The 19,143-nt window shown below is 67.2% G+C and carries 17 protein-coding genes; 7 read left to right on the forward strand and 10 right to left on the reverse strand.

What is annotated here, in order from left to right; translation table 11 throughout:
• Window positions 1-165: 165 nt before the first annotated feature.
• Entirely contained in the window at window positions 166-498 is a 333-nt protein-coding gene (locus K32_RS25090; protein ID WP_371812707.1) for a DUF1192 domain-containing protein, read from the reverse strand.
• Here K32_RS25090 and K32_RS17770 point away from each other — a divergent pair.
• The 4 genes from K32_RS17770 to K32_RS17785 all read left to right on the forward strand — a co-directional run bounded on the left by K32_RS17770 (window position 467) and on the right by K32_RS17785 (window position 5,145).
• Window positions 467-1,465, forward strand: a complete 999-nt coding sequence (locus tag K32_RS17770; protein WP_201400794.1) for an NAD(P)H-quinone oxidoreductase — start codon at window positions 467-469, stop codon at window positions 1,463-1,465. The two genes, K32_RS25090 and K32_RS17770, sit on opposite strands and share 32 nt — an antisense overlap.
• 1,285 nt (window positions 1,466-2,750) lie before the next feature.
• On the forward strand, window positions 2,751-3,473 hold the full coding sequence (locus K32_RS17775; protein WP_201400795.1) for a DUF1013 domain-containing protein: 723 nt from the start codon (window positions 2,751-2,753) through the stop codon (window positions 3,471-3,473).
• A gap of 401 nt (window positions 3,474-3,874) precedes the next feature.
• Window positions 3,875-4,105, forward strand: a complete 231-nt coding sequence (gene rpsU, locus K32_RS17780; protein WP_201400796.1) for a 30S ribosomal protein S21 — start codon at window positions 3,875-3,877, stop codon at window positions 4,103-4,105.
• A gap of 140 nt (window positions 4,106-4,245) precedes the next feature.
• Window positions 4,246-5,145, forward strand: coding sequence for a tetratricopeptide repeat protein (locus tag K32_RS17785; RefSeq protein ID WP_201400797.1), 900 nt, complete (start codon window positions 4,246-4,248; stop codon window positions 5,143-5,145).
• 33 nt (window positions 5,146-5,178) lie between these two features.
• Here the strand turns inward: K32_RS17785 and K32_RS17790 are convergent, their stop codons facing one another.
• The 9 genes from K32_RS17790 to K32_RS17830 all read right to left on the reverse strand — a co-directional run bounded on the left by K32_RS17790 (window position 5,179) and on the right by K32_RS17830 (window position 13,540).
• Entirely contained in the window at window positions 5,179-5,697 is a 519-nt protein-coding gene (locus tag K32_RS17790) for a GNAT family N-acetyltransferase (RefSeq protein WP_201400798.1), read from the reverse strand.
• Window positions 5,698-5,791: 94 nt separating this feature from the next.
• Entirely contained in the window at window positions 5,792-7,198 is a 1,407-nt protein-coding gene (locus K32_RS17795) for an NAD(P)(+) transhydrogenase (Re/Si-specific) subunit beta (RefSeq protein ID WP_201400799.1), read from the reverse strand.
• A gap of 10 nt (window positions 7,199-7,208) precedes the next feature.
• Window positions 7,209-7,700 (reverse strand): proton-translocating transhydrogenase family protein, encoded by a 492-nt coding sequence (locus K32_RS17800; RefSeq protein WP_201400800.1) that lies wholly within the window; start codon window positions 7,698-7,700, stop codon window positions 7,209-7,211.
• A 2-nt stretch (window positions 7,701-7,702) separates the two neighbouring features.
• Window positions 7,703-8,878 carry a Re/Si-specific NAD(P)(+) transhydrogenase subunit alpha gene (locus K32_RS17805; protein WP_201400801.1) on the reverse strand — a complete coding sequence of 392 codons (1,176 nt, stop codon included), beginning with the start codon at window positions 8,876-8,878 and terminating at the stop codon, window positions 7,703-7,705.
• A 106-nt stretch (window positions 8,879-8,984) separates the two neighbouring features.
• Window positions 8,985-9,110, reverse strand: a complete 126-nt coding sequence (locus K32_RS17810) for an aa3-type cytochrome c oxidase subunit IV (protein ID WP_201400802.1) — start codon at window positions 9,108-9,110, stop codon at window positions 8,985-8,987.
• 177 nt (window positions 9,111-9,287) lie between these two features.
• Window positions 9,288-10,643, reverse strand: coding sequence for an AarF/ABC1/UbiB kinase family protein (locus tag K32_RS17815; protein WP_201400803.1), 1,356 nt, complete (start codon window positions 10,641-10,643; stop codon window positions 9,288-9,290).
• Between the two features lie 101 nt (window positions 10,644-10,744).
• Window positions 10,745-11,137 (reverse strand): type II toxin-antitoxin system death-on-curing family toxin, encoded by a 393-nt coding sequence (locus K32_RS17820; protein ID WP_201400804.1) that lies wholly within the window; start codon window positions 11,135-11,137, stop codon window positions 10,745-10,747.
• Complete coding sequence (locus K32_RS17825; RefSeq protein WP_029076686.1) at window positions 11,134-11,358, reverse strand: AbrB/MazE/SpoVT family DNA-binding domain-containing protein; 225 nt, start codon at window positions 11,356-11,358, stop codon at window positions 11,134-11,136. Before K32_RS17825 ends, K32_RS17820 begins: the two co-directional genes overlap by 4 nt.
• A gap of 370 nt (window positions 11,359-11,728) precedes the next feature.
• Entirely contained in the window at window positions 11,729-13,540 is a 1,812-nt protein-coding gene (locus K32_RS17830) for a M3 family oligoendopeptidase (protein ID WP_201400805.1), read from the reverse strand.
• 242 nt (window positions 13,541-13,782) lie between these two features.
• On the opposite strand from K32_RS17830, the gene K32_RS17835 reads away from it, so the two are divergent.
• The 3 genes from K32_RS17835 (at window position 13,783) to K32_RS17845 (ending at window position 19,067) form a co-directional block, all read left to right on the forward strand.
• Window positions 13,783-15,204, forward strand: a complete 1,422-nt coding sequence (locus K32_RS17835; RefSeq protein WP_201400806.1) for a sigma-54 dependent transcriptional regulator — start codon at window positions 13,783-13,785, stop codon at window positions 15,202-15,204.
• Between the two features lie 97 nt (window positions 15,205-15,301).
• Window positions 15,302-16,981 carry a murein L,D-transpeptidase gene (locus tag K32_RS17840; protein ID WP_201400807.1) on the forward strand — a complete coding sequence of 560 codons (1,680 nt, stop codon included), beginning with the start codon at window positions 15,302-15,304 and terminating at the stop codon, window positions 16,979-16,981.
• A 352-nt stretch (window positions 16,982-17,333) separates the two neighbouring features.
• Window positions 17,334-19,067: a DUF882 domain-containing protein gene (locus K32_RS17845; protein ID WP_201400808.1), complete on the forward strand. Its 1,734-nt coding sequence runs from the start codon at window positions 17,334-17,336 to the stop codon at window positions 19,065-19,067.
• The last annotated feature ends 76 nt before the right edge of the window (window positions 19,068-19,143 follow it).

A 19,143-nucleotide genomic window follows, 5' to 3' on the forward strand; every position in this document is an offset into this window, starting at 1 on the left:
AAGTCAAAAAAAGAGCCGCGGGAAACGGCTCTTGTGAGGCAACAGAGGGAGGAGTCCAACAGAGAAGTTACCACTCACGTCCAGATCGCTGGACGAAACGATTACGCGCCCCTAACCTTAACGAATGGTTAATGGCCGCCGGGGGCGCCTTTCGCCCGCCGCCGTTCAGCTCTTGAAGAACGACGAAGCCGCCGCGCGCGACGCCGTTTTCGCCTCGATCGCCTCCCGCAGCCGCCCGATCTCGCCCTCCAGCAGGGTGATCCGCTCATTCAGTTCGTCGATCGACAGGCGCCCCAGATCCTCGCCGATCCTGTGTGGCGCCGGCTTTTCCACCGGCACGTCGTCGAATAGGGCCATTCCGCACTCCGTCTCGTTTTTGGCTCCCGTCTGGTCCAAAGATAGCAAGATTGCCCCGGCCTGCCAGTCGGGCGCGAAGCCAAGACGCTGAACCAAGAGGAGACGGCCCGTGACTGCGATCCCCGAAACCATGACCGCCATGGCCATTTCGGAACCCGGTGGACCGGATGTCCTGCGGCCGGAGACCCGTCCGGTGCCGCATCCCTTCGAGCACGAAATCCTGATCCAGGTGGCGGCTGCCGGCGTCAACCGGCCGGACGTATTTCAGCGCCAGGGCCACTATCCGCCACCGAAGGGCGCGTCCGACCTGCCCGGCCTCGAGGTCTCCGGCCATGTCGTGGCGCTCGGCCGCAATGCGAGCCGCTTCCAGCTGGGCGCCGCCGTGACGGCGCTCGTCGCCGGCGGCGGCTATGCCGAATATGTCGCGGTCCACGAGAGCAACGCCCTCCCCGTCCCCGCCGGGCTTTCGCTGGTCGAGGCGGCGGCCCTGCCGGAGACCTTCTTCACCGTCTGGCACAATGTGTTCGAGCGTGCCGGCCTGAAGCCGGGCGAGACCTTGCTCGTGCATGGCGGCTCGTCCGGCATCGGCACGACGGCGATCCAGCTCGGCCGCGCCTTCGGGGCCACGGTGCTGGCGACGGCCGGCTCGGCAGAAAAATGCGCCGCCTGCATCGAGCTCGGCGCCAACCGCGCCATCAACTATCTCAAGGAGGATTTCGTCGTCGCGGTGAAGGACGCGACCGAAGGGCGGGGTGCCGACGTCATCCTCGACATGGTCGGCGGCGACTATATCGAGCGCAATTTCGACGCCGCGGCGACCGACGGCCGCATCGCCCAGATCGCCTTCCTGAACGGCCCCGTCGTCGAGGTGAACTTCAACAAGCTCCTGATCAAGCGGCTGACGCTGACCGGCTCGACGCTCCGCCCGCGCACCGCCGCCTTCAAGGGCGCGCTGGCCGCCGCGCTGCAGGAGAAGGTCTGGCCGCTGATCGAGAGCGGCGCGATCCGCCCCCGCATCGACGCCACCTTCCCGCTCGCCGAGGCCGCCGCCGCGCACCGCCTGATGGAGAGCTCCGGCCATATCGGCAAGATCGTGCTGACGGTCTGACCCGGAATGCGTGATTGAAGGGGTCCGAATACGCTTCCCTCACCTCTCCCTGAGGACCCATTAGCGCAACACCGCCTTCATAGCGTGGATCAGAGCTTGCCACCCTCCGCCGTCATCCCGGCGAAGGCCGGGATCCAGACACACCGGCCAGTGGCCGATCGGCTGAGCCAAGCTTTCCTGGCCGGTGTTCATGGGCCCCGGCCTCCGCCGGGGCGACGGCGCCCTATCCCATGGGCCGTGCATGGCGACCTTGAGGTGTTCTGCGAAGGTCTCCCTCAGGGAGAGGTGAAGGGCACCGCGGATTCTCGCGAGAAATCGAGCTACTGCGCCCCCGAGCGGCAGGAAATCTGATCCGCTCGTGAAACCGGATCGCCCCGCCACCGTTGGTTGCCGTGCCGGCGGGGGGTGCGTGGCGGGGCAAGATGCCCTTGCGTTTCCGGCGTCGTCCGCCTGTCGAACGCGGCGACGGGAGGCTCAAACAGGGCGAAATCATATCGTCCGAGGCCGAAAACGAGTAAATTTCCGCAGCCGACGAAACGTAATGACACGTTTCCTCTTCGTGGAACGGGTTGATTCGATGTAAGATTGGGACTGCCGGTGCAGCTCGCACCCCGGAGGACAACATGCAACGCCAAAATACTTGGGTCTGGGTCGTCGTGGTTATCATCGTTCTGGTGATAGCCTATTTCTGGTGGAAGTCGCGGACACCGGTTGTTCATCCCACGCCGCCGGCCGCCGAGCAGTCGACCCCCGCGCCCGCTCCTGCTGCCCCGAAGCCCGCCGAACCGGCTCCCGCTCCGGCCGCTCCGAAGCCCGCCGAACCGGCTCCCGCCCCGGCCCCTGCTCCGGCAGCCCCGGCCGCTCCGAGCACCCCGTCCGAGCCGGCAAAGCCCCCGGCGACCACGCCGTAGCGCTTCCAGGCCCTGAATGCCGGCGCGCGTCGAGACGCGCCCGGCAAGTGGTCAGGCAAGACGTCGGAGGTTGGCAAGACGTCAGCGCCCCTCACCTCTCCACAAGAGGGTGAGGGGCTCTCCTCGCATCGACCGGACATTCCGCGCTGGGGCCGCAAGCCTTCCCGAACCCACTGCGACGGCCTCCGGTGGAGATCCGCGCACGCGGCCGGCGGCCACCGCTTCCGGCCTGGTCACGGGTTTTTGAGATCGGCCGGGACGCAAGCTTTGTTTGCGTCAGGCGAGGCGGCGGTCTATATATCGGCCATCCCCGTCATACAGACGCTACGTTCAGCTCCTCCGGCCACCACCGGGAGAGCGACCAGGAGAGAATTATGTCGACTATCCCGCTGATGCCGAAGGCAACCGCCGTTTGGCTCGTCGAGAATACCTCTCTCGGCTTCGACCAGATCGCCGACTTCTGCAAGCTGCATCCCCTCGAGGTGAAGGCGATCGCCGATGGCGAGGCGGCCACCACCATCAAGGGTCTCGATCCGGTGTCGACGGGCCAGCTGACGCGCGAGGAGATCGACCGCGCGCAGAAGGATCCGAAATACCGGCTGAAGATGGCCGAGACGCGCGTCCGCGTGCCGGTGCAGAAGCGCAAGGGTCCGCGCTACACCCCGGTTTCGCGCCGCCAGGACCGTCCGAACGCCATTCTCTGGCTTCTGAAGAACCATCCCGAGCTGAAGGACGCGTCGATCATGCGCCTCGTCGGCACCACCAAGCCGACGATCGATTCGATTCGCGACCGCACCCACTGGAATTCGGCCAATCTGGCGCCGTCCGATCCGGTGACGCTCGGCCTCTGCTCGCAGATCGATCTCGATTTCGAAGTCGAGAAGGCCGCCAAGAACGCGCCGCCGCGCGAGCCGGGCGCCGAGGGCGAAGTGCTGCTGCCGGCGGAAGAGACGACGGCCGCCGACGCGCTCGCCGCCGCCGCGCTGCGCTCCTATCGCCGCGAGGAGCCGAAGGACGAAGAGCTCGACGCCGATGCCGTCTTCGCCAAGCTGAAGTCGCTGAAGGGCCCGGTCGACGAGGACGAAGAAGACCTCTGAGACGGGATCGCGCCCTGCCCGCACGGGCGGCGCGCCGACGACAATCGAAAGGCCCCTGCTTCCGGCGGGGGCCTTTTCTTTTTCTCCGAGCACGCGGACGACAACCGGCCAACGACTCGGGCCGCGCCCATCCGGCGCCGCCCGGCGCCGATTCTCTTCGCGGCGTCCGATCCGGCCGTGACGAATCCGCCGCGCATCACGGGAACTTGCGGCGAAAACCATCCGGCGAACGGCAAAATCGCGAAAATCCCTTGTTTCGTCGGCTCTCTGCTTTGACATTTGCGTCAAGCTTCTGCTATGAGAGCGACCACATTCGGGACGAAGTTTCCTAGCGGCTTTCGCTGCGCTCCTCGTCTCGCCCGAGAATTCATCCGGATCGGATCAAGATAGGACGCTCCCGCGTGCAGGTACTCGTTCGCGACAACAACGTCGATCAGGCGCTCAAGGCTCTCAAGAAGAAGATGCAGCGTGAAGGCATCTTCCGTGAGATGAAGCTGCGCAACTTCTACGAGAAGCCCTCGGAGAAGAAGGCTCGCGAGAAGGCGGAAGCCGTCCGCCGCGCCCGCAAGCTGGCTCGCAAGCGCGCCCAGCGCGAAGGCGGTCTGGTCGCTGCTCCCAAGCCGAAGCGCTGACGAGCGGGGCCTCGGCCCTGCTTTCGCCTGCTTTTTCGCTTTGAAGTTTCAAGGTAACGAGCCCGGTTCGCCGGGTTCGTTGCTTTTTGATGTCTGCGCCCATCTTCTACGCCATGGGCGCCCGCTTGGGAGCAAGGCTCATGATGGTGCTCAGCAGGATTTCGGCCGCCAACACGCCCGCGACAGGGCCCGGACGCGTCCGCGCGCCGGCCTCTGTCATGGGCGTGTTGTCCGCCGCTGGCGTGTTGCTCGGCGCGCTCGCACTCGCGGGCTGCCAATCCGCCGGGCCGCATGATTTCGGCAACGACGTCGACCGCGCCATGGGCTCGGAAGCGAACATCTCGTCGCTGAGCTCGGTCGTGAACCAGAACCCCAGCGACGCCTCCGGCTACAATGTGCGCGGCACCGCGCTCGGCCGCGCCGGCCGCTACGACCAGGCGCTGGCCGATTTCAACCGGGCGATCGAGATCAACCCGGGCTTCTACCAGGCCTATTCCAACCGCGCGCTCGTCCTGCGCAATCTGAAGCAGAACGGTCAGGCACTCTCCGACTACAATCGCTCGATCGAGCTCAATCCGAGCTACAACGAGGCCTATGTCGGACGCGGCAACCTCTACCGCTCGCAGGGCCAGATCGACCTGGCGCTGAACGATTTCAGCAAGGCGATCGAGCTCGAGCCGACCGATCCCAAGGCCTATAACAACCGCGCCCTCATCTATCAGGGCCAGGGCCGCCACGACGACGCGATCGCCGACTTCACGTCCTCGATGACCTACGCGCCGAACGCCGTCGCGCCGCATCAGGGCCGCGGCCTGTCCTATCTCGCCACCGGCGACTACAAGGCAGCCCTCGACGATTTCAACGCCGTCGTCCGCGCCGACAAGGACAACTACCAGGGCTGGACCAACCAGGGCCTGGCGCTGGAGAAGCTCGGCGAGCGCGACGCGGCGCACAACGCCTTCGCCCGCGCCCAGACGCTCAACCCCGGCTACCCGCCCGCCCGCGACGGCATGCGCCGCACCGCCAAGGCCGGCGCCTGACGCCCCCTCCCCTTCGGCCGCTGCGCCCGGCGATCAGCGCCGGGTCGTGAGATCCAGCGCCAGCAGGATCTCGTCGTGGAAGACGCCATCGACCAGCAGCGCCTTGCGCAACGTCCCGATCGTCTCAAAGCCGAGCGTCGCATAGAGCGAGGCGGCAGATTTGTTGCCGCTGGTGACCCCGGCCTCGAGGATCAGCACGTGCTGCGCGGCATGCTCGATCACCCGCTCGACCAGCGCCCGCGCGACGCCGCCGCCGCGATACCCTCCCGCCACGAACACGCCCCATAGCAGCCCGCGATGCCGGCGCTTCGGGCCGCTCTGCGCATGGAAGCCGGCCGTGCCGATCATCGCCGCGCCGTCGAAGGCCGCGAAGACGGCGTCCGGAGCCGTCTCGAGCCGCTCCCGCACCATTTCCAGCGATCGTCCGGCCTCCTCCTCCACGCTGGAGGCGAAGGCCGTCGGCACCTCGCGCAGCGCCTGGAGGCGCAGGGCCTGAAAGGCGGAGGCGTCCTCGCCGCGCACTTGCCGGATCGTCTCCCGGACGGTCGTCATTCTCTGTCTCCGGATCTCGAATGCCTTTGGGATCACCAACAAAAAAGGCCGCCCCAAGGCGGCCTTTTCCGTTTTCGCGATGACGATCTCGACCTTAGTCGAGCGCCTTGACGATGCTCTCGACCATCTTCTTCGCGTCGGCGAAGAGCATCATCGTGTTGTCCTTGAAGAACAGCTCGTTCTCGACGCCGGCGTAGCCGGAGCCCATGCCGCGCTTGATGAACAGCACCGTGCCGGCCTTCTCGACGTCGAGGATCGGCATGCCGTAGATCGGCGAGGTCGGGTCGGTCTTGGCGGCCGGGTTGGTGACGTCGTTGGCGCCGATGACGAAGGCGACGTCGGCCTGGGCGAACTCCGAATTGATGTCCTCGAGCTCGAAGACCTCGTCATACGGCACGTTCGCTTCCGCCAGCAGCACGTTCATGTGGCCCGGCATGCGGCCCGCCACCGGATGAATGGCGTACTTCACCTCGACGCCTTCGGCCTTCAGCTTGTCAGCCATTTCGCGCAGCGCGTGCTGCGCCTGCGCCACCGCCATGCCGTAGCCCGGCACGATGATGACCTTGGAGGCGTTCTTCATGATGAAGGCGGCGTCCTCGGCCGAGCCCTGCTTGACCGGACGCTGCTCGACCGCGCCGCCGGTTGCCGCCGCGGCCGTCTCGCCGCCGAAGCCGCCGAGGATGACCGAGATGAACGAGCGGTTCATGCCCTTGCACATGATGTAGGACAGGATCGCGCCCGACGAGCCGACCAGCGCGCCGGTGATGATCAGCGCCGTGTTGCCGAGCGTGAAACCGATGCCGGCCGCGGCCCAGCCCGAGTAGGAGTTGAGCATCGAGACGACGACGGGCATGTCGGCGCCGCCGATCGGGATGATGATCAGACCGCCGAGCACGAGGCTGACGATCACGATGAGCCAAAAGACCAGGTGGCTCTCGGTGAAGACCAGCACGACGATCAGCGCCACCAGCAGGATGGCGAGGCCGGCATTCACGATATGCCGGGCCGGCAGCAGGATCGGCTTGCCCGACATGTTGCCGTTCAGCTTGGCGAAGGCGATGACCGAGCCGGTGAACGTGATCGCGCCGATGGCGACGCCGAGCGACATCTCGACCAGCGCCTGGCCGTGGATGTGGCCGATCTCGCCGATGCCGAAGGCGGCAGGGGCGTAGAGGGCCGCGGCCGCCACCATCACGGCGGCGAGGCCGACGAGCGAGTGGAAGGCGGCGACCAGCTGCGGCATCGCCGTCATGGCGATGCGGCGGGCGATGACCGCGCCGACGCCGCCACCGATGGCGAGGCCGAGGATGATCATGCCCCAGGCGCCCGCGCTCCTGGGCGCGGCGAGCACCAGCGTGGTCAGGATGGCGATCGCCATGCCGACCATGCCGTAGAGATTGCCCTGGCGCGACGTGGCGGGGCTGGAAAGCCCGCGCAGCGCCATGATGAACAGGACACCCGAGACGAGGTAGAACAGCGCCGTGATATTTGCGGTTGTCATCGGCGCGGCCTCACTTCGACTTCTTCTTGTACATGGCAAGCATGCGACTGGTGACGAGGAAGCCGCCGAAGATGTTCACGCTGGCGAGGATCAGGGCGATGAAGCCGAAGCCCTGCGCCCAGGCGTGGCCGGAGGCCGAAGCCGCGTCCACCGCCGCGTCGACACCGACCGCGAGCAGCGCGCCGACGACGATCACCGAGGAGATCGCGTTGGTGACCGACATCAGCGGCGTGTGCAGCGCCGGCGTGACGGACCAGACGACATAGTAGCCGACGAAGATCGCCAGCACGAAGACGGAGAGGCGGAAGACGAAGGGGTCGATCGCGCCACCGGAGACCGCATGCGCCACGGCGCCCGCCGCGTCGCCGAGGCCGCCGGCTGCCTGCTCGGCATAGATCTGCGCGGCGGCGGCCGCTTCCTTGGCGGCGCTTGCCGCGGCGTTCGCCGCGTCCGCGGCGGATTGGGCGGCGCTGGCCGCCTGCTCGGGCGTAAGACTTGCCATGATCAGTTGGCCCCCTGCTGGGCGACGAGAATGGGCTGGGATTCTTCCTTCGGCTTGAAGGCCGGGTGGACCACGGCCCCGTCGCGCGTCAGCACGGTTGCCTTGACCAGTTCGTCGTCCCAGTTGACGGCGACGGTCTTGGCCGCCTTGTCGATCAGGGTTTCGGCGAAGGCATAGAGGTTCTTGGCGTAGAGCTGCGACGCGGTGGCGGCGATGCGGCCGGCGACGTTCAGGTGGCCGACGATCTTCTTGCCGTCGATCGAGACGACTTCGCCGGGCTTTGCGCCCTCGACATTGCCGCCGCGCTCGACGGCGAGATCGATCAGGACCGAGCCGGGCTTCATCGAGGCGACCATGTCGGCCGAGACGAGGCGCGGCGCGGCGCGACCGGGGATCAGCGCCGTCGTGATGACGATGTCCTGCTTCTTGATGTGCTCGGCAACGAGCGCCGCCTGCTTGGCCTGGTATTCGGCCGACATCGGCTTGGCGTAGCCGGCGGCGGTCTCGGCCTGGCGGAATTCCTCGTCCTCGACGGCGACGAACTTGGCGCCGAGCGATTCAACCTGTTCCTTGGCGGCCGGACGCACGTCCGTCGCCGTCACCACGGCGCCGAGGCGACGGGCGGTGGCGATCGCCTGCAGGCCGGCGACGCCGGCGCCCATGACGAAGACGCGGGCGGCCGGCACGGTGCCGGCGGCGGTCATCATCATCGGCAGGGCGCGGTCATATTCGCCGGCGGCGTCGATGACGGCCTGGTAGCCGGCGAGGTTCGCCTGGCTCGACAGCACGTCCATGACCTGGGCGCGCGTGATGCGGGGCATGAATTCCATGGCGATCGCCGTGACGCCGGCGGCAGCGAGCGCGTTGACCGCGTCCTCGTGGCCATAGGGGTCCATCGTCGCGATGACGAGGGCGCCCTTCTTGTAGAGCGGCAGCTCGTCGGCGACGGGCCGGCGCACCTTGAGCACGATGTCGGCATTGGCGACGGCGTCGGCGGCGGTCGCCGCGATCGTCGCCCCGGCGGCCGCATATTCGGCGTCCGGGATGCGCGACAAGACGCCGGCGCCGGATTGCACGGCAACCTCGGCGCCGAGCGCGATGAACTTCTTTACGGTTTCAGGCGTCGCGGCGACGCGGCTCTCGAGCCCGTCAACCTCCGCCGGCACACCAATCTTCATGGCGTTTTCCTGTGGAACGGCGGGGCCGCAACGCGCCCGCACAGCCAAATCAGTCGGGTATCGCGACAATCCGGCGGAAGGCCCGCCGGATGAATTTATGTCGAATTCAGAGCAGGAAAATCGCCATCAGCACGAGAATCGCCACGCAGGCGATCGTGCCCCATTTGGTCAGGCCCGTGAAAAACGCATAGGTTCTCTCGTGCTCGCGGTAGTCCATCGGGCTATCGGCCATGGTGTCTCAGTCCTTCAGCGCAAACCAAACGTGAGCGGCCTTTACAACACTTGGCGAGGGCGGGCAATGCGACATTGCCGGCCGGGCCAGGACGCTGCCGGAGGCCGTCCTCCTTAGTTTTAGCATAGCTAAATTTCTGGTCGAGACTTTATCCGGCAGCCGTAGGGTCCGCACTCGTCAGAGCAGGCCGACGCCGCCGAGCGCCGCCTTCTGGCGATAGTCGAGCATGTCGCGGTCGAAATCTTCGATCGTCTGCGCGAACAGGCGGTGAAAATTCAGTTCGGCCTTCAGATGCAGGAACACCGAGCCGAGTCCGATCGCCGCCCGGTCCATGAACACAAACTCGCGCGGCACGGTGACGGGGCCCTTCTCGCGCAGCACCTGGTGCACCTGGAAGGCCTCGCGGCGGCCATAATCGGAAGGCGCCACCCCGTCGGCGATGGTGCGGACCCGGTCGTCCAGCAGCGGGCCGTAGATGAAGCGGGCCCAGATATTCAAGGCCTCGATCAGCTCGTTCGAGAGCCCGCCGAAACCCCAGACCTCATAGGCCGAGACGATGCGGTCGCGGTCGTTCTCGCGCAGGCCGTGGAACAGGTTGACGACGCCGGCGACGAAGGCCGCCGGGAAGATGCGCACGCAGCCATAATCGAGCAGGTTGATGCCGGCCGCCTCGCCAGCCTCGTTCTCGAACACGGTGTAGTTGCCGAGATGCGGATCGCCATGGATGACGCCGTAATGGGCAAAGGGCGACCACCAGGCATTGAACATGGCGGTGGCGATGCGGTTGCGCTCGTCGAGCGGCCGGTCGCGGTAGTCGAGCAGGCGGTTGCCGTCGAGCCAGTCGAGCGAGAGCAGCCGGTTGGTCGAAAGGCGCGGCTCGACCTCGGGCACCCGCACCAGCGTCTCGCCGTCGAGCATGATCTTGTAGAGCAGCGCATGCCGCGCCTCGCGGCCATAGTCGAGCTCCTCGCGGATGCGGCTGCCGATCTCCTCGAAGATCTCGCTGGTGTCGATCGAGCGGTCGACGCGGCGATAGATCGAGAACAGGATCTTCAGCTGCGCGAGGTCGGCTTCGACGGCCGACTGCATGTCGGGATATTGCAGCTTCACCGCCAGCGCCCGGCCGTCCTTGGCGATGGCGCGATGCACCTGGCCGAGCGAGGCGGCGGCGGCCGGCTGGTGCTCGAACAGCTGGAAGCGCTGCTCCCAGCCGGGGCCGAGTTCGGACTGCATGCGGCGCTTGACGAAGGGCCAGCCCATCGGCGGCGCGTTCGCCTGCAGCTGCGCCAGTTCCTGCGCATATTCCGGCGGCACGAGATCGGGCACCGTCGAGAGGATCTGGCCGACCTTCATCAGCGGCCCCTTGAGCCCGCCGAGTGCGGCCGCCAGCTCCGCCGCGTTCTTGCCCTTGTCGAGATTGCCGCCGAACATCCGCGCCCCCGCCACCTTGGCGGCGACGCCCCCCACATTCATGCCGACGCGGGCATAGCGGGAGAGACGGCCGGTAAGACGGTTGCGTTCGGAATCGGACATGGGGCGAGCTCTCTTGGGGAGGACAGGCGCATTCGATGGCGTGCCCCTAAGATGCGGTGCCCAACGTTATGCGCAAGCCGCGACCGACAAATCATCCCGCGCTACTCCGTCGCTGGCGGGAGATTGGCGCGGATCCAGCGGGTGAGACTCTCTTCCGAGATCTCGCCGGCGGCGAGGCCGAGGATAGCGAGCGTCGCCTCCGGCGGCGGCGGCGCGAATTGCACGCCGTTGAGGCGCAGGAACAGCATCATCGCGACGAAGGCGGCGCGCTTGTTGCCGTCGATGAAGGGATGGTTGCGCGCGATGCCGAAGGCGTAGGCCGCGGCGAGGCTGGCGAGATCGATCTCGCCATAGGCAAATTTGTTGCGGGGGCGGTCCAGCGCCGATTCCAGCGCGCCCGCATCCCGTATCCCCGCCGGCCCGCCGAACCTCGCGATCTGCCGCTCATGCGCGACCAGCACTTCCTCGAGGGTGAGCCAGCGCGGCTCGCTCACTTCGCCAGTTCCCGGAGCGTGTCACGGTATTCGTCCATGATGTCGTCGACGATCCGCATCGCCTTGTCGAATTCCGGATCGAAGGGCGAAAGGCGGATCGAACCATCGGCGTTCTCGGTCACGTTCAGCCATTGGCCCTGCTGCAGGTCGAGCCGCGTCAGCAGTTCCTTGGGCAGAATGAGACCGGTCGAATTGCCGATCTTCTTGATCTCAAGCTTCATGACGGCACCTCCGTTGTACGGATTGTACAACAATCCGCATCCCATGGCCACAACCACTGCCGAAAGGCCACGGCCGCGCGCAGCGCGCCGGACATGGCGCGACGTGCTACATTCCTCGAGCTGCGCGCCCCACGCTCGCCGTCATCCCGGACGCAGCGCAGCGGAGATCCGGGATCCATTCAGCCGGAGCCTTGGGGATTTCATCCAGAAGGTCCTGCGACAGGGGTACCCCAGAGCCCGAGAACCCGGCTGCATGGATCCCCGCCTTCGCGGGGATGACGGGGAGCCAGCCGAGATTCAAAGCACGAAAAAGCCCGGCGCCATCCGATCAGGACAGCACCGGGCTCGGTATCAGAGCGAAGATAGAGGCCTACGCCTCCATCGCCTCCAGCTCGCTGATGAAGCCTTCGAGCACGGAAAGGCCCTTCTGCCAGAAGGAGGGGTCGGTGGCGTCGAGGCCGAAGGGCGCCAGAAGCTCCGAGTGGTGCTTGGTGCCGCCGGCCTTCAGCAGGGCAAAATACTTCTCCTGGAAACCGCTCTCCGACTGGCGGTAGACGGCATAGAGCGAGTTCACCAGGCAGTCGCCGAAGGCATAGGCGTAGACGTAGAACGGCGAATGGATGAAGTGCGGGATGTAGGTCCAGAAGGTCTCGTAGCCGGGGCCGAGGCGGATCGCCGGGCCGAGGCTCTCGGCCTGCACTTCGAGCCAGATGGCGTTCAGCTGGTCGGCCGTCAGCTCGCCCTCGCGGCGGGCGATGTGGACCTTGCGCTCGAACGAATAGAAGGCGATCTGGCGCACGACCGTGTTGATCATGTCCTCGACCTTGGAGGCGAGCATCGCCTTGCGCTGGACCGGGTCGGTCTGGGCGTCGAGAAGCGCCCGGAAGGTCAGCATCTCGCCGAACACGCTGGCCGTCTCGGCGAGCGTCAGCGGCGTCGGCGCCATCAGCGCGCCCTGCGGGCCGGCCAGCACCTGGTGCACGCCGTGGCCGAGCTCATGCGCCAGCGTCATCACGTCCCGCGTCTTGCCCTGGTAGTTGAGCAGAACATAGGGGTGCACCGACGGCACGGTCGGATGGGCGAAAGCGCCCGGCGACTTGCCAGGGCGGACCGGCGCGTCGATCCAGTTCTTGTCGAAGAAGTCGCCGGCGATCTCAGCCATCTCGGGGGCGAAATCGCCATAGGCCGAGAGCACCGTGTCGCGCGCCTCGGTCCAGGGGATGGTGCGGCTCGGCACCTTCGGCAGCGGCGCGTTGCGGTCCCAATGGTCGAGCGCGTCCTTGCCGAACCACTTCGCCTTCAGCTTGTAGTAGCGGTGCGACAGGCGCGGATAGGCCTCGCGCACGGCGGCGACCAGCGCGTCGACGACTTCCGGCTCGACCCGGTTGGCGAGATGGCGCGAGGCGGCGACGTCCTCGAAGCCGCGCCAGCGGTCGGCGATCTCCTTGTCCTTGGCGAGCGTGTTGGTGACCAGCGTGAACAGGCGGATGTTCCGGCCGAAGGTGGCGGCGAGCGCTTCGGAGGCGGCCTTGCGCTTCGCCTCGTCCGGATCCTGCATCAGATTGAGCGTCGGCTCGAGCGTCAGCTCCTCGCCGTTCACGTCAAAGCGGAGCGAGGCCATGGTCTCGTCGAACAGCCGGTTCCAGGCGCCGCGGCCGGTCACCGACTTCTCGTGGAAGAGCTGCTCGACCCGATCCTCGAGCTGGTAGGGCTTCTCCTTGCGGACGTCCTCGATCCACGGACGGTAGTGGTCGAGCCCGGCATCGGCTGTTATCGCCGCCTCGAGAATCGAATCGTCGACCCGGTTCAGCTCCAGCGTGAAGAACAGCAGATGCGTCGAGGCGTCGGTGATCTTCTGCTGCACGTCGCCATAGAACTTGGCGCCGACCGGATCGGTGGTGTCGCCGGAATAGACGAGGCCGGCATAGGAGATGATGCGGCCGAGCAGCTCGTCGAGCGCCTCATAGGCGCGGATCGCCGCGACCAGGCCGCCGTCGCGGGCGAGGCTCTCCAGCTTGCCCTTGTAGGCCGCCTCGAAGGCGAGCGAATCGGTGTTGGCCCGCGCCAGGTCGGCGAGGAGCTGCGGCGATTCCATGCCCGGATAGAGATCGGCGAGATTCCATTCCGGCAGAGGCCCGAGCGCCGCCGCGTCGGCGGGCTGGGTCGCAAGCGTGGAACTCATCGGAAGCGGTGTGTTTGGGAACATGGGGGATCCGGTCGCACGAGAATGGGTGCTCTTACTTAGGGGTCTCCCCCCGCCCGGATCAACCCGCGACCGCCGCCGCCGAGATTTGCCGAGGGATGGCGGTGCGCGTTGCCGGAAGGGTAACAGGGCGTTAACGCCCAGCCCCGATCATGCCTCGGCGACGCCGTCCCTGCCGGGTCCGCCGCGCCTCCTCCGGTCCCTGCAAAGCGCCCTCCCCGATGCCCGCCCAGATCCTCATCGTCGACGACGATCCCGCCGAACGGCGGCGGCTCGAAGCAGCGGTCGCCGGGCTCGGCCATGTCGCGACGGCGTTCGGCGACGGCGAGGCCGCTCTTACGCGGCTCCGAGCCGCCGACGGGAAACGCTTCGATCTGATGATCCTCGATCTCGTCATGCCGGAACTGGACGGCATCGGCGTGCTGCGGCGGCTTGCCGAAATTGGCTGCCGGATCCAGGTGATCGTCCAGGCGGCGCCGGGCGGCATCGACATGGCCGCCAGCGCGATCAAGGCCGGCGCCACGGATTTCGTGCTGAAGCCGGCGAGCCCGGAGCGGCTGGCGATCTCGATCCGCAACGCGCTGCGAATCGGCGCGCTGGAAGGCCAGATCGCTGGAATGAGCCGCTCGGCCTCGGGAAAGCTCGATCTCGGCGACCTCGTCGCCACCGGCCCCGCCATGCAGCGCGCGCTGTCGCTCGGACGCCGCGCCGCCGCCTCCGCCCTGCCGATCCTGCTCGAAGGCGAACGCGGCACCGGCAAGGCCCGGATCGCCCGCGCCATCCATGGCAGCGGCGATCGTCGCAACAAGCCCTTCGTCGCCGTCGATTGCCGCGCGGATCAAGCACTTGGCGCCATCGAAACGGCGCAGGGCGGCACGCTGCTGCTGCGCGAGATCGGCGATCTTGCGGCAGATGCCCAGGCACGGCTGCTGCGCCTCCTCCAGGACGGCGAGGCCGAACCGACGTCGTCCAAGCGCGCCGCCCGCGTCGACATCCGCCTGATCGCCACCTCTTCCCGTGAGCTGATCACCGAGGTCCGGCAGGGCCGCTTCCGCGAGGATCTCTTCTACCGGCTGAACGCACTGCCGATCCGCGTGCCGCCGCTCCGCGAACGGCGCGAGGACATCGTGGCGCTCGCCCAGCACTTCGCGCTCCGCATCGCCGCCGAGGAAGGCCGGCCGGCGCTCGAAGGGTTTTCTGCCGACGCGTTGGCCCTGCTCGGCCGGCAGGCCTGGCCGGGCAATGTCCGCGAGCTCGAAAACGCCGTCTTCCGCGCGGTGGCGCTCGCGGATGGGCCCTGGCTGACGATCGACGATTTTCCCCGCCTCACGGCCGGATCCGGGCCCGCCAGCGTCCCGGCCGAGGCGCCGGTGGCCCCCTCCCCGGCCGCTCCGTCAGCCCGCCTCGCACCGATGCCTGCGCCAGCCTTTCTCGAGGTCGGCCACATCCGCGCGATCGGGCCAGACGGCGATGTACGAACGCTCGCCGAGATCGAGGCGGCCATGATCGAGCTGGCGCTCGAACGCTACCGTGGCCGCATGGCAACGGTAGCCCGGAAACTCGGAATCGGACGATCCACCCTCTATCGCAAACTCAAGGAACTCGGCATTGCCGGGGACGAAGAGAAAGTTGCGGCAGAGTGACCGGGATCGCAGCGCGGCGGGCGGAATTGATGTTTCTAGAGGCGCAAGCCTGAACCGAAGGGCCCCCAAACCCGTTGGTTCGAAAGGTATGGATGCGATGAAGGGTTCGAGCGACATGATCCTGAAGGCGACGAAGGCATTGCTGGCGAGCGTGGCATTGATCGGACTGTCGGTCGGCGCCGCTCATGCCTACCTGCCGGAAGGCAAGACATTCCGCGAGCGCGCCGGCAGCGCCGCCAGCCTCGCCATGGCCGACGCCGCCAGCGATCCGGCGGCGCAGGCGCTGAAGACCCTGCTCGCCGCGCAGCCGAAGACCGGCAGCTTCCTCGAGAAGCGCGACCGCGCCGCGCTCACCGAATTCTATGCCGAGCGCGACTACCAGCCCGTCTGGATGGTCGGCGGCGTCTACACGCCGCAGGCCCACAAGGTGATGGAGCGGATCGCGGCGGCGGCGGAGGACGGCCTCGACCCGGCCGCCTACCGGCTGCCCGCCTCGGCGATCGGCGCAAACGTTCCGGCCGGCGCCGAGATCGCCGCTTCCGTCGACCTGGTGCTGAGCCAGGCGGTCCTTCTCTATGCGCGGCAGGCCTATGCCGGCCGGCTCGATCCGTCGTCGATCAGCAAGCTGATCACGCTGAAGCCGCTGCTGCCCGATCCGATCGAAGTCCTGACCACGGTCTCCTCCGCTCCGGACGGCGCGGTGGCGATCGCCAGCTACAATCCTCAGCACGAAGGCTATCTGCGCCTGAAGAAGGCGCTCGCCGCCGCCCTCGCCACCGAGACCGTAGCGGACCATCCGCGCGTGCCGGAAGGCAAGTCGATGAAGGTCGGCCTGTCGGATCCGCGCGTGCCGCTGCTGCGCGCCCGCCTCGACGTGCCGGCGCCGAGCCAGGCCCCCGAGGTCTATGACGAGGCGCTCGCGCAGGCCGTGAAGACCTTCCAGGCCGGCAAGGGCCTGCAGGCCGACGGCATCGCCGGCAACGCCACCGTCGCCTACATCAACGGCACCGGCAAGACGAACACCGCCGAGATCGTCGCCAACATGGAGCGCTGGCGCTGGATGCCGCGCGACCTCGGCGCGTTCCACATCATTGCGAATGTGCCGGAATACAGCGTCCGGGTGGTCGAGAACGGCAAGGTCATCCACACCACGCGCTCGGTGGTCGGCAAGGTCACCAACCAGACCCCGATCTTCTCCGACGAGATGGAATCGATCGTCGTCAATCCGAGCTGGAACGTTCCCGCCTCGATCACGATGAAGGAAATGCTACCGGCCGTCCGTCGCGATCCCGGCTACATGACGCGCAAGGGCTACCAGGTGCTCGCCAATGTCGACGGCAAGTACCGGCCGATCGACCCGCAGATGGTCGACTGGAGCAACGTCAACCCGCGCCAGATCATGATCCGCCAGCCGCCGGGCGACGACAACGCGCTCGGCAACGTCAAGTTCCTGTTCCCGAACGAGCACTCGGTCTACCTGCACGACACGCCGTCAAAGAGCTTCTTCAAACGCGACGTGCGCGCGCTCAGCCATGGCTGCGTCCGGGTGCAGGACCCGCTCGAATTCGCCGACGTGCTGCTCGCTCACCAGGGCGGATGGTCGCAGCAGCGGCTCCGGAAGATGGTCGGCGGCAAGGAAAAATGGATCAATCTGCCGAATCGGATCCCGATCCATCTGACTTATTTCACCGCCTTCGTCGACGATGACGGCCGGCTCGAGACCCGTCCCGACATCTATGGCTTCAACGCCAGGGTGGAGAAAGCGTTGGGCCTGTAACGGCCGACTTCCGCCATTTCGTCCGGTTTTCGGACGGGCGGGACGGTCGACACGAGACCCGGGATCCGACGCCCGGGTCGACAGATGCTCCGGAAGATGCGAAACCGCGCAGGGTTCGATTTCCTGCGCGGTTTTCTTTTTGCCCCTCAAATGCCACGATCTGCTCCGCATGATGGATCGATGACATTGCCGTGATCGGCAGGTGATGCCCTCGGTGAGGCGCAAAAAGGTCGATTACGGTAAATGCTCGTTAACATTCGTGAAGCATTCTGCCCTTACGGGGGCCCACATCGGGCAAGGACGCAGAAGCACATTGATTAAGCAGATCGATCAGTATCGGCGAGACCGGGGCTTGCTGCAGCGTTGCGGTGCCGCTCTTCGCCTGCTCCTCGCCACGGCCGTGTTTACCGGCTCGGTGGTCGCAACGGTGCCCATGGACAAGGCCCAGGCCGCAGCGGGTGACCGCGCGCTGAAGCTTTACAACATGCACACCAAGGAATCCGCGACGATCGTCTTCAAGCGCGGCAACCGGTTCGATCCGGACGGGCTGAAGCAGCTCAACAATTTCCTGCGCGACTGGCGTCGGAACGAGCCGACGAAGATGGATCCGCAGCTGTTCGACCTGATCTGGACCGTCTACCAGCAGAGCGGCTCGCGGCAGCCGATCCATGTCGTCAGCGGCTATCGTTCGCCCGCCACCAACGGCATGCTCCGTTCGCGTTCGCGCGGCGTCGCCCAGAAGAGCCAGCACATGCTCGGCAAGGCGATGGACTTCTTCCTTCCGGACGTCGATCTCGCGAAACTGCGCGCCATCGGGCTGCGCATGCAGGTCGGCGGCGTCGGCTTCTACCCGACCTCCGGCTCGCCCTTCGTCCACATGGACACCGGCAGCGTCCGCCACTGGCCGAAGATGACGCGCGACCAGCTCGTCCGCGTCTTCCCGGATGGCAAGACGCTGCATATTCCGTCCGATGGTCGCCCGCTCCCCGGTTATGAGCAGGCGCTCGCCTCCTACAAGGCCCGCAAGGCCGGTGGTGGCGCCGTCATGATGGCGAGCGCAGCGCCCGCCAAGAAGGGCAAGTCCTGGTTCGCCCGCCTGACCGGAACCGACGCCTCGGACGAGGACGATATGCCGGATACGCCGGTCGAGGCCGCGACCCCGACCGCGAAGCCCGACAAGGTCAAGCCTGCCGTCGTCGACGCCGTCCAGGTGGCCGCCGTCACCGCGGAAGAGCCCGAGCAGGTTCCGTTCGCAACCGCCTCCGCGCCGCTGCCGCGCCCGTCGCCGAAGCGCGGCGCTGAGCCGGCGGCCGACGCTTCCGTCGTGGTCGCAGCGGCCGACACCGAGGCCGGCCTGCCGCCGGCGCCGCGTCGCTCGCCGGTCGTGCGGCCGATGATGGCGCTCGCCAGCGTCGCGCCGATCCCGCAGCCGGCACCCCAGCCGACGCCGAATTACGGCACCGGCATCACGGATACGCTCGCCGCGATCGAGGAAAGCTCGGCCGGCGCCACGCAGACCGCGGCCCTTCCCCGCAAGCCGGGCACCGCCGCCGACGCCATCGCCGATGCGATCGGCCAGGGCAAGCCGGCCAGCGACGCCATCATGGCCTATGCCGCGCCGCTGACGGTCGATGAGTCCGGCACGCATATCGATGCCGCCACCGGCGCCATCGTGAGCGGCGAGGCCAACGGCCGCCCGGCAGCGAAGACCCAGGCGCCCCGCGTCGCCTCGCTCGGTGGCGACATCGGCATCGCCGGCGCTTCGCCTGCAGCCTCCCCCGGCCGCGTCGCGGCGGATCCGCTGGCCCGTCTGACGCCGGTCGCCTATCAGGCGACGACGATCGAGCTCGTGACCCGCTCCGGATCGACCCGCCAGAAGGCCTATGCCGACCTGCAGATGCCGCATCCCTTCGCGGTGCCGGAACTGTTCACGGCGCCGGAGCGCTCGATCCGCCTCGGCTTCGGACGGATCGCCTATGAGGGCCTCCGCACCGACCGCTTCGCTGGCCCGCTGGTCCACCGGCTCGGCACGATGGAATTCGCCTCGCTGGAGCCGATCAGCCGGACGGCGCTTCTGAAGCGCTGATCCCAGCCAATCCTCGATTTCAAAACGCCGCGGCCCCGCCCGCGGCGTTTTTTTTTTCGGCGGAGCTGATGCTTGC

This window comes from Kaistia sp. 32K (assembly GCF_016629525.1).
Classification (GTDB): domain Bacteria; phylum Pseudomonadota; class Alphaproteobacteria; order Rhizobiales; family Kaistiaceae; genus Kaistia.